The following is an 11,605-nucleotide window of genomic DNA, read 5'->3' as shown; positions in this document are numbered from 1 at the left end:
AAAACTTAGCTAAAACCGATATACCGTGAGCAAAGTTTATATATAGTCTAACAATTCCAATTAAATTCCTTATAAAAAAAAAGGTTTTAATAACAGAATACAAAAATCACAGATTAATTTTCGATTATTCAGACCATTGAAGTTAATAAACTAAGGATAGAACCAAGTATTACTGAACAGTTACTTTTTGTCTCTCTACATTCCAGCCGTAAACCTCAATAGCAGTTTTTTGGTCTCCGTTATATTCCACTGTTATCAACCTGCTTTCTCCAGGCAATATACTCACGTAGTTATCATCATAAAAAGCTGGCAAAATCCGCTTGCCTGTTTGGCTATTGATCAACGCAACACGGTTGAAAAAAGCCACCGGATTGCCTCCGGGATTAGTCAATGTTACCTCCACCTTCTCATCGGATTTTTTGAGCGCAGTCACCTTTAAAGCCGCTGGTTTTAAATTTTGCAAGCCCTTATAATTCCCATCCTTATCGGCCAGCCAGTAAATATTTTCACTTAAAACTTCCTGCTTTTCATTCAACAGTTTGAGTGAGACAAAAACGCCATCCTTTTGGTCAAGTTTCTTCAGGAAATCATTTAATGGAAAAAATCGACGAACGGAAGATGCACCAATGGAGTTGAAAACCTGCGAATAGAAATAATCCTTTCCGTCCATATCATACACCTTGGCCTGAACCATTAAATTATTACGATCTGTAAAGCCGTTATTCACTACCGTTACCATGCTGTCAAGTGGGTTCATCATGATATGAAGTGGCTCACTTCCTTTGCGCAAACCATAAAGGCAGGCATTTGGGTCGAGGTAGTAATCGTACATTTGACCACGAAGGGCCGTCCATGGGTTTTGTGTTTTCCAGATAATAGAACCCGTGTACCAATCCCACATTTTGTTAGAGAAGCCTTCCATCAAAGCACGATATTGATCATAGTTAACGAGCTGTGCCTTCATTGCAAAATCCTTTGCATCTTTAGTTTTGCCGTAAGGATTAATATATTGATCGTAACCAATGTATTTATGATAATCCCAAACCGAATCGGGCTTGCTTTTAAATTGTGGTGCAACCCTATTTTCTTTCGGGATAAAACGCTCCAGTGATTCGTAATCTCCTACGCCGACTGAACCCACTTCGGAGTTGTAGGGAAATGTTTTTACCGCCCAAAAGCTTTTTGGATCTTGAATACCGTAAGGCCCATCGCCATTACCACCGATCGAATTGTACGACATCTCATCACTATTAGAAAAATCGAAAAACCTCCGTGTTCCATCCAATCGTGGCAGAATATCATTTTTAATCGGATTTAGAATGTCCTCTGGAGGCGTAATTTCATTTCCGCCGCACCAGAAAGCAAGTGAAGCATGGTTGCGAATCATTTTTACCTGATCTTCAATCGCTGTTAAAACCAGTGGATGATTGTCTGGATAATTCCTTCTCGTCCATTGATCTTCTTTTTTTAAGGGATCAACCCAACGGCCATTGCAGTCGCCACTGAACCAAAAATCCTGAAAAACGAGTAAGCCATACTTGTCACAGGCGTTATAAAACTCAGGTCTTTCTAAAATGGCACCGCCCCAAATCCTGATCAGGTTTAGATTCATATCCTTGTGGTAACGAACTTCAGCATCATAACGGGCATCGGAAAAACGCAGCATCGCATCGGAGATGATCCAGTTACCGCCTTTGATGAAAATCTTTTGGCCGTTTACATAAGCGCCCATACTTTGTGTACGCTCATTCCAGATATTATTGATCTGGCGGATGCCAACCTGTAAATTTTCCTGATCCAAAACCTGGCTCGCACTTAAAAACTTGATGTTTACAGGATATAAGTCCTGCTTTCCATAACCACTAGGCCACCAAAGCTTAGGGTTTTCCAAAGCTAAATCTGCAAATGTTATTTCTGCATTTTTATTCGCAGCGATAGATACGGTTTTACTAACCGTTTTCCCAGCAATCTGATATTGCAAGATACCTGCGACGGCTTTAGCTGTTGGGTTTTCGACCTCAATCGAAACTTTGATAGTGGCTGGTTGTTGCTTGGCATTCGGTACTCTTTTGCCAGGAACCAGCGTAACTATGTGAGGGTTTTTTAAGTTGATGGATCTTGTTTTTTCGATGATTACCTTATCCCAAATGCCTGTGTTTCGATCACGGGTAGGCTGAATCCAATCCCAGCCCGCCGTATATTGCGTGGTTAGTACTTTCGCGATTGTTCCGTCGCCACCTTGCCCGCCGTTTGGATTGCCCGGAAAATCTGGTGGATAAACGATTACGGCCAAGCGGTTTTTGCCTGTGACAGAAAGAAATTTTGTGATGTTATAGTTGGCACGAATATGCATGCCTTCATGCGTTTTCGCATTGATCTTCTTCCCATTGAGAAAAAAATCAGCTTTATAATTTATCCCACGAAATTGTATCCATACCTGTTCGTTACCGATTGCTTTTTCATCAAAGTCCTTCACAAACCAATAGGTATAATGCTCGTTCCCCGTTTTATAGATGTCGGCAATGTTCTCATTGTTCATTCCGTAAAATGGATCAGGAACCATTTTGTTGTTGAGCAAAGTGGTTAAAACCGTTCCCGGAACTGTAGCGGGTAACCAATTATTTAGCCCGAAGTTCGAACTGGAAATTTGGTTTCCGGTCGCATTAGCATCTTTAATATTGGCACAAAGCCAGCCAGAATTAAGCTCATAACGTTGAGCCTGGGTGTTTAAAGCAGCTAAAAATAGAAGCGAGAAGAATAATTTCCTCATAAATGAGTCTTTTAAATGTAGTATAAATTAATTTTTTTGAGGTGGCCTAAGTAATCCCAAACGCTAATTATAAACCTGACGGTATGGAAATCCTTTTTGTTCAGGCTGATTTTAATCATCTGCATACCTTTCACCAAAAAAGATCGGAAGAAAAGCAGGGCTACCCCTAGCCAAAACGATCTCCCGTAAATGTCCAAATAGCTATTTACCTGAAACTGGTCGATCTGCAGCATTAATGCCCCATAATTTTGATGGCGTACTGCCCATGTAAATTTCCATTGAACCGCCATTTACAAGGGTTTTATGCTCAATAAACGATTTATTATAAGGCCTGCCGTTAATTAAAATGCGTTGTATGTACTTATTTGCCACAGAGTTTCCTAGCACTTTAATGTCGAAGTTTTTATTTCCTTCCAACTTAATGCTTGCCGAATTAATTAAAGGCGTACCGAAAACATAGGTTCCATTGGCGGGATTTACAGGATAAAAACCAAGCGCAGAAAAAACATACCAGGCGCTCATTTGACCTACATCTTCGTTTCCACACAAACCATCTGGCTTCGCAGTAAAGAAATCTTTATCGATTTTGCGAATCAATTCGGCTGTTTTCCAGGGCTGACCAGTATAAGCATATAAATAAGGAATGTGGTGACCGGGCTCATTTCCCTGAGCATAATTGCCTATCAAACCAGAGATATCAGGTGAGCTGTTTTCACCTAAATCGGCAGGAACGATAAATAAGGAATCGAGCTTATTTACAAAAGGTTTATCGCCACCAAAAAGATTGATCAAACCCTCCACATCCTGGGGAACCAACCAGGTATATTGCCAGGCATTACCCTCTGTATAATCATCTTCACGGTGTTTGGCTTTAACCGGACTAAAAGGCGTACGCCATTTGCCATCCGCCATTTTACCACGCATAAACTGAACATCCTGATCAAAATATTGTCTGTAAAGCTGTGCTCTTTTGCTAAAATATTGATAATCTTCAGTTTTATTCAGCGCCTTTGCGAACATGGCTATACAGTAATCGTCGATTGCATATTCCAGGGCTTTCGCAACAGATTCATTAACCTTATCCGCTGGAATGTACTTAAGTTGCTGAATGTAATCGATGCCTTCCGTTTTTTGCATAGCAGATTGTTTTACTGCTTGATAAGCAAGATTTGCATCAAAACCGCGGTAGCCTTTTAAATAAGCGTCTACTATAACGGGAACAGCGTGATAGCCCACCATGGTATTGGTTTCGTTGCCCATTAAATGCCAAACCGGAAGTTTACCCTGCTCCTTATAAATCGCCAACATGGTATTCACCACATCACTCACCCGATCCTGATGCAAGATAGTATATAAAGGATGTGCTGCCCTGTAAGTATCCCAAAGTGAAAAAGTAGTGTAGTTGGTGAAATTTGCCTGTTTATATACTTTCTTGTCGGTGCCCAAATAATCGTTATTCACATCGTTAAAAAGTGAAGGTGCCGTCATGGTATGAAATAAAGCGGTATAGAATATTTTTTTTGTATTGGCAGAAGCATTGATTTTAACCTTCGACAATTCCTTTTCCCATTTCCCATCAGCTTTCTTCGTTGTGGATGCAAAATCCCATCCTGGCAATTCTGTTGAAAGGTTTAAGATGGCATTTTCGATGCTTACCGGAGATAAGGCAACTTTTATTTGAAGCTTATTATTGTTAATTGATACGAATCTGGCTACTGCTTTGAGCTTTTTGCCATCAATATCTTTGCTTTCTTTCAGCTGATTATCTTCATAAATATCAAAGCTTTTTAAGGGTTGAGAAAACTTGATGACGAAATATAAGCGCTGATCATTTGCCCAGCCTTTAGAATTTCTATTCCCGACAATAGTATTGGCGTCGATTTGTTTAAAAGATGCATTTGTTGGTGCATCCCAACCAATGCCTTCCACCAAATCGATCATAACATGTGGCCTTGGGGCATTTTTCGGGAAAGTGTATTGGTGAAAACCTACACGTTCGGTAGCCGTTAATTCTGCTTTGATTTTATATTTATCAAGTAAAACGCTGTAATAACCTGCTTTGGCATATTCATTTTGGTGCGAAAACGTAGAAAGGTAGCCTTTATCTTCTTCTCCCTTTTTACCTTTTTCTAAAATAGTTGCTCCGGTTACGGGCATAATTGAAATGTCGCCTAAATCGCCAATACCGGTTCCACTTAAGTGTGTATGCGAAAAACCAGTGATGGTATTGCTTACGTAATTATAGCCGCTGCACCAATCCCAGCCTTCCATAATATTGTTTGGACCAAGTTGCACCGCTCCGAAAGGAACATTTGCGCCAACAAATACATGCCCGTGTTTTGCAGAACCAATAATGGGGTCTACAAACTGGGTTAGTTTTGAATTTTGCTGGGCGCTGATTCCATTTGTGAATAATATGGCGGCAGCAAAAAAGATTAATTTTGCACTAAAAATTTTCATAGTCTAAATAGGATAAGCTAAATCGATTTACAAATTAATAAATTATAAACGGACTTAGAGAATTATTCGGGAAAAGTTGATCACGTTTACTCAATTAATCCTGCTTCTTTTACTGAGTAAGGTTGTCAATGACTAAATATTTTTCAGTAATCCAACAATGTCTATTTCTTGATTTCTAGCACAATTACCTCATCATTCTTGTTGATATTCCCATCAATAGGAATATGTAGCGAACCGTTTTTTAACGCTGCATTTACCACTCTCTTATTTTTCAAATAATAAGCTTTTTGTATTTTCTTAAATGGGAAACCGTTCAGCAAAATTTCAGGCTGAGCTTTAAAAATATGAATATATAGTTTATCGCTTCTTTGCGTAATGCATCCCCAATCCTGCGGTTTTAAATAACCTGCGTTGGTACCATAAATACTTTCTCCATATATTTTTAACCAATCGCCCATACTATTTAATCGATCAGTAAACTCAGGCTGGATTTCTCCATTTGGCATAGGGCCTATATTTAACAATAAGTTTGCTCCTAAAGCTGCTGCCTTTACCAGGGTTTGAATAAGTTTGGTTTCACTTTTATAAGATGTATCGGTTAAGCTAAACCCCCAGGAACCGTTTATAGTCTGACAAGCTTCTAAAGGAATCTGTACACTTGCTTCCTGAAAGCTTAATCCAGATTTATTCTCTCCAGGTAAATCTTGTTCAAACATTTGAAAATCTTCTCCTGGTAAGGGAGAAAGGTGATGGTTATTACCGATCATGCATTGAGGTTGAAGCTCGTGAATTAAACCATAAATCTCTTCGTATTTCCAATCGAGTCTAGAAGTGCGGTCTTTCTCTCCTTCCGGAGCGGTTTGATCCCAATGACCATCAAACCAAATACCGCCAATTTGGCCATAGTTGGTGAGCAATTCGGTAAGCTGGCTTTTCATAAACTGGAGATAACTTGCGTAATTCCCATGTCCTTTTCTTCCGCTAAACTGGCCGGTTCTGCCCGTTTCATGCGGATAATCTTCGCGGCGCCAATCGAGTATTGAGTAGTAAAGAAAGAGTTTAATACCCTGCTTTCTACACTCATCTGCCATCATCTTCACAATATCCTTCTTGTAAGGGGTGTTCATGATATTGAAATCCGAATATTTGGTATCCCACATGCTAAAACCATCATGGTGTCTGGTGATTAAGGTGATATACTTCATTCCGGCATTTTTAGCCGTAGCAACCCATTTTTGCGCATCGAAATCGATGGGATTGAAGAATTTCCCCAAACGGGTGTAGTTTTCCACGGTAACTTTTCGCTCGTTCATTACCCACTCGCCACTGCCTGGGATGCTAAAAGGACCCCAATGAATAAAAAGTCCGAAGCGAGCATCAGCAAACCACTTACGTGCTTCGATATTGGATGGAGCAGGCACATAATTTTGCGCACCAGCAAGTAATCCATTTACAATTAATGTAATGATCAGGCATAATTTTTTCATAACTGATGTTAAATTTGGTTTCCGAAAGGATGATTTAATCTATGCCTGTTACTTCCTTAACGGGCTTACCAATTACTTTGTAATTGCCATCGCCCTTTAAAATTGCCAACATTTGAGTTTGATTGGCAAACAAGGTTTTCGCTGCCGCAAGTTCTTTATCGTATTGGAAACTCTGCTCTATTCTACCTTTCTCGTAAAAATATCTGCTTATAATTTGCGCTTCTAAAACCCTTTTGATCTCCGACTTATGTGTAGCCAGATCATTCTTTTTAGATGAGGTAAGCTTATATTTCAAATTTTCTAAATCGGCTTTCACTTCTACTGATTTATTTTCTTTTTCTGCCTCCACACGTAAATCAGATAACAGTCTTTCTGTTTTACTTTGATAGGCGAGATCTTTATCAGCCAAGGTGCTTACAAATGCAGCGTAATCTGCATCAGAAACCTGGAAAGTTTTAGCTGATTCCAACTTTGTAGTTTTTTTCGAAAAGATATTAGCATAGTTAAAGAATAAACTTTTGTTAATCATGGTAATAGTAACCGGACTAAGTTTATCTGCATTGACTACCAAATCTGGGTAAACGCCATTCCCGCTATAAACATTTCTGCCAGCTTTCGTTTGATACATAGCGATTGTAGAATCGGCAAATCGCTCAGCAAGTCCATTGATATCCTTGTGGGTGTAATCGAGTTTTTGAATACATCTGCCCGAGGGTGTGTAATACTTGGCTACGGTAACTTTTACCAAACTGTTATATGGAAGATTAAATGTTTGCTGCACCAAACCTTTGCCGTAACTACGTTGGCCAACTACAATCGCCCGATCTAAATCCTGTAGCGAACCGGCCACAATTTCGGAAGCCGACGCAGAATTTCCATTTACTAACACAACCAATGGAACTGAGGGAGACACAGGTAGCATCTGCGTCTTATAGGTGATGGTTTTTTCGGCATTTTTGCCTTTTTGAATCACCACCAACTGATCTTTATCTACAAATAGGTTTACAATTTTAACAGCCTCCTGCAAAATACCACCGCCATTATTTCTCAAGTCCAAAACAATGCCTTTGGGGTTTTCTTTGTTAAGGTTAACCAAAGCATCCTTTACTTCCTGACCAGAATTTTCTAAGAATTTATCCAATCTGATGTACCCAATGCCATCGCCAACCATGCCCGAGTAGGATACGTTGGGTTGCTTAATTTCATCACGATTTAATTTCCTGGCAATCTCTTTACCGTCTCTCATCAACGTTAAATCAACAGGTGTACCTTTTGGCCCACGTAACAACTGACTAATTTGTGCACGATCTTTACCTTTAATTTGGATCCCATTTATTTTTAATATTTGGTCTCCAGGTTTAACATCGCCCTTGTTAGCCGGATAGCCCTCACTGACATCGTTTACAAAAAGTTTTCCATCGATCAGTACCGTTGCTGCGCCTATTCCTCCGTATTGGGTACTGATATATTTTAGTTTATAATCTTCAATTTCCGATTCGGGAACATATTCTGTGTAAGGATCGAGGGTTTCCAACATCGCATCAATCCCTGTCTTCATTAACTGAGGCGCATTGGTTTCATCGACATAATTGATATTGATTTCTTTGTAAAGTGACGCGAAAATGTCTAGGTTTTTAGATACCAGAAATAAATCTTCCCTAAACGAAAAAGAGAAAACAGCCAAAGTCAAGCCTGCTGCTAAAACATAATATTTTAGTTTCTTCATACCTTAAATTCTGGAATCCAAAACAGCAAGCTGATGGATGATTGTATTTTATAAAGGTAAATGTACGAAAACGCCTAAACATTAAAAATAGATATCTGGAAGTGCTTTAGGCAGAAAAGCGAAAAACGGATATTAACTTAAAGTCTGTTGCCTTTAGTATCCGCTAATGCTTTCTGAATGGTAAATTCGATATATGTCCGGTCACGTTTTACCAAGCGCATTAAATCTTCAATCAATTGATCTTCTTTACCAGGCGTAAACTCTAAAGGCTCGTTCGCTAGATCGCGGTATTTCCTTAAAAATTTAGTTTTTACTTTAAAAGCAGTTTCAGAAGTAAGTTGAAAATTAGCCATAGCAGATTTTATTTGATGCAAAAGTAAAAAATATTTGCTCACATCGCCATTTTTTTGTGATGGCATTACAAAAAACAAAGTTAATAGGAGTGTTTTGCACGATAATTGTGCTGAACTGCGGATTATAAAATCCAATTGATTAAACACGCAAACATTTAAACACTCAAAAAAATGAAAAGAATCATCCTTTCTATTGTTTTCCTAACCGCTGGCTGGGTAACATCTCAGGCACAAACCTTTAATTTAGGTATCAAAGCGGGTGTAAACCTGGCTAAACTCAATGCCGATTTCGCTAGCGAAGAAAACCGATTAGGTTATCAAATTGGTGCATGGGCACGTATTGGTGGTGCAAGTTTTTATGTACAACCAGAAGCCTACATTGGCAGCAAAGGCAATAAGTTTATCAGCTTTACCAATAATAACAATACCGAGGTTGCTGCAGAAGGTAAAGTAAAATTCACCACCTTGGATATTCCTGTTTTACTGGGAACAAAATTCGGTGCAAAGAACCTAAATTTCAGATTGATGGCCGGACCAGTGGTATCATTTGTTCTGGATGAAAATTCTAGCTTTAGCAGTGCATACGATCAAGCTACAGATTTTGACAATTACAAAAATCAAGCTATTGGAATCCAAGCTGGTGCAGGGGTAGATGTAGGGTCAATTTCTGTGGATCTACGTTATGAAGCGGGCCTATCAAACATTAGTAAAAGTGAAAAGTATACTCAAAAACCTAACTTATTTCAGTTAAGTTTGGGCTTTAAGATATTGTAAGTGACATAAGCGCCGGAATAATTTTTCCGGCACTTTAACTATTTCAAAGATTAAGCCTCCGGTAAGCTTTCCCCTATCCAAACCTCTGTAAAATTGGCATTACAGCACTTAGTTAGCTTAAAAAAACACGATTTTTATGTCTGCAATTTAAACTAACAACAATGAAGACCCCCATCTTTTTATTATTTGCGCTGCTGATGTCTTTTGGACTTCAGGCCCAAGACTTCAAATACGCATTTGTGACTGACACACATGTCGGATCATCAACAGGAGAAGAAGATCTTCGTCGAACGGTGGCCGATATCAATGAATTATCTGACATAGACTTTATTGTGGTTACTGGCGACATTACCGAAATGGGCACCAATAATGAATTAAGTTTAGCAAAACAAATCCTATCAGGCCTAAAAAAGCCATACCATATTATTCCTGGCAACCATGATACAGGTTGGTCAGAATCTGGTGGAGTAAGATTTATAAAAGAATTTGGGAATGATAAATTCACTTTCGATCATAATGGATATCGTTTTATCGCTTGTGCGTCTGGCCCTTATTTAAGAATGAGCGATGGGCACATTCCAAGAGATGCGACTGTTTGGCTGGATAGTGTATTAAAAGCAACTCCTAAAAACATGCCCATTGTTTTTGCCAATCATTATCCGCTAGATAACAGCTTGGATAATTGGTACGAAGCAACTGATCGTTTGAAAAAATACAACATTCAGTATGCCATTTGCGGCCATGGTCATAACAATAAACCCTATAATTTTGAAGGTATAGAAGCGACCATGGGTCGCTCGAACTTAAGGGCGAAAGATAGCATTGGTGGTTATAACATTGTGAGAATGACCAAGGATAGTGTTTTCTTTCAAACTAAAAAACCGACTCAGCTCATTACTCCGGCCTGGAGAAAAATAGCATTGAAAACGTTTCAGGATGACCAAAATAAATACGAAAGGCCAGATTTTGCCATCAACAATAAATATTCGGATACGAAAGAATTGTGGTCTTATCATTCGAATGCCAATGTGGTAAATACCCCTGTATGCTCCCCCAGCCGGGTTATTTTTGGGAATAGCTTGGGCTTGGTAGAGGCACTAACTAAAAAGACCGGAAAAAAAGAATGGACTTTTCATAGCAAGGGCGCCATTTATTCTTCGCCTGTAGTTTTTGAAAACTTAGTGATTTTCGGATCCGGCGATGGAAGCATTTATGCCCTAAATGAAAAAACAGGCAAAGAGGTTTGGAAAAAAGAAACTCCAAACTCAATTTTAGGATCGCCTGTTGTTAGTGGCAAAAATATTTATCTTGGAGGTAGTGATAATACTTTCAGGGCCTTAGAAGCTAAAACCGGCAAAGAAATTTGGGCATTTAAAGAAGTTGAAGGCACAATAGTGGGTAAGCCACTTATCTATCAAGGTAAAATAATTTTCGGTTCATGGGGAAGGCATTTATATGCGCTTGACATCAATTCGGGCAGTTTACTTTGGAAATGGAACAATGGCCAGGGCAACAGAATGTTTTCTCCGGCAATGGTTACCCCCGTAGCGGCAAGGGGTATTGTGTATATTTCTGCTCCAGATAGATATTTGACAGCAATTGATGTGAATAATGGCACTACGCTTTGGAGGAATAAAGAAGCCACCGTTCGTGAATCAATTGGTCTATCAACTGATAGCACGATTATTTACGGCAAAACGATGCAGGATGAAATTGTGGCGTATAAGGCTCAGCCTCAAGATCCTGGTGTGCTTTGGCGATATAATGCAGGCTTCGGTTATGAGCATGTACCTTCTATGTTAATTGAGAAAGACGGCAATGTATTTTTTGGAACCAAAAACGGTGTCGTTTATGCTATTGATCCAAAAAAGCAATCGACAACATGGGCACATAAAATTGATAACTCGATGATTAATACCGTAAATGTAGTTGACGGAAAAAATCTTGTGGTGAGTACTATGGATGGAAAAGTGGTTTGGATAAATGCCAAGAAGTAATACTTAAATTTTTAATCAACAAAAAAGGGAGCCAATTG

Annotated in this window: 7 protein-coding genes; 2 read left to right on the top strand and 5 right to left on the bottom strand. The window is 39.1% G+C overall.

Annotated features, from left to right (window positions below; translation table 11 throughout):
- Window positions 1–169: 169 nt before the first annotated feature.
- The 5 genes from AC3ITD_RS19830 to AC3ITD_RS19810 form a co-directional block, all read right to left on the bottom strand.
- The gene (locus AC3ITD_RS19830) at window positions 170–2,770 is read right to left on the bottom strand and encodes a glycoside hydrolase family 2 protein (RefSeq protein WP_489362367.1); all 2,601 of its coding nucleotides are present in this window, start codon (window positions 2,768–2,770) and stop codon (window positions 170–172) included.
- A gap of 201 nt (window positions 2,771–2,971) precedes the next feature.
- Entirely contained in the window at window positions 2,972–5,230 is a 2,259-nt protein-coding gene (locus AC3ITD_RS19825) for a GH92 family glycosyl hydrolase (RefSeq protein ID WP_489362365.1), read from the bottom strand.
- 161 nt (window positions 5,231–5,391) lie between these two features.
- Complete coding sequence (locus AC3ITD_RS19820) at window positions 5,392–6,717, bottom strand: alpha-L-fucosidase (RefSeq protein ID WP_489362363.1); 1,326 nt, start codon at window positions 6,715–6,717, stop codon at window positions 5,392–5,394.
- 34 nt (window positions 6,718–6,751) lie between these two features.
- A complete protein-coding gene (locus tag AC3ITD_RS19815; protein WP_489362361.1) occupies window positions 6,752–8,443 on the bottom strand; it encodes a S41 family peptidase in 1,692 nt (563 codons plus the stop codon).
- 137 nt (window positions 8,444–8,580) lie between these two features.
- Window positions 8,581–8,862, bottom strand: a complete 282-nt coding sequence (locus AC3ITD_RS19810; RefSeq protein ID WP_265797332.1) for a hypothetical protein — start codon at window positions 8,860–8,862, stop codon at window positions 8,581–8,583.
- 105 nt (window positions 8,863–8,967) lie between these two features.
- Between AC3ITD_RS19810 and AC3ITD_RS19805 the strand changes: the two genes are divergently transcribed.
- Window positions 8,968–9,570 (top strand): porin family protein, encoded by a 603-nt coding sequence (locus tag AC3ITD_RS19805; protein WP_265797331.1) that lies wholly within the window; start codon window positions 8,968–8,970, stop codon window positions 9,568–9,570.
- A 161-nt stretch (window positions 9,571–9,731) separates the two neighbouring features.
- Window positions 9,732–11,567 carry an outer membrane protein assembly factor BamB family protein gene (locus AC3ITD_RS19800; protein ID WP_489362359.1) on the top strand — a complete coding sequence of 612 codons (1,836 nt, stop codon included), beginning with the start codon at window positions 9,732–9,734 and terminating at the stop codon, window positions 11,565–11,567.
- Window positions 11,568–11,605: the final 38 nt, after the last annotated feature.

The organism is Pedobacter sp. KH_004 (assembly GCF_057840755.1).
Note: the sequence above shows the minus strand (reverse complement) of the source record. Positions and strands in the feature narration are given on the sequence as shown.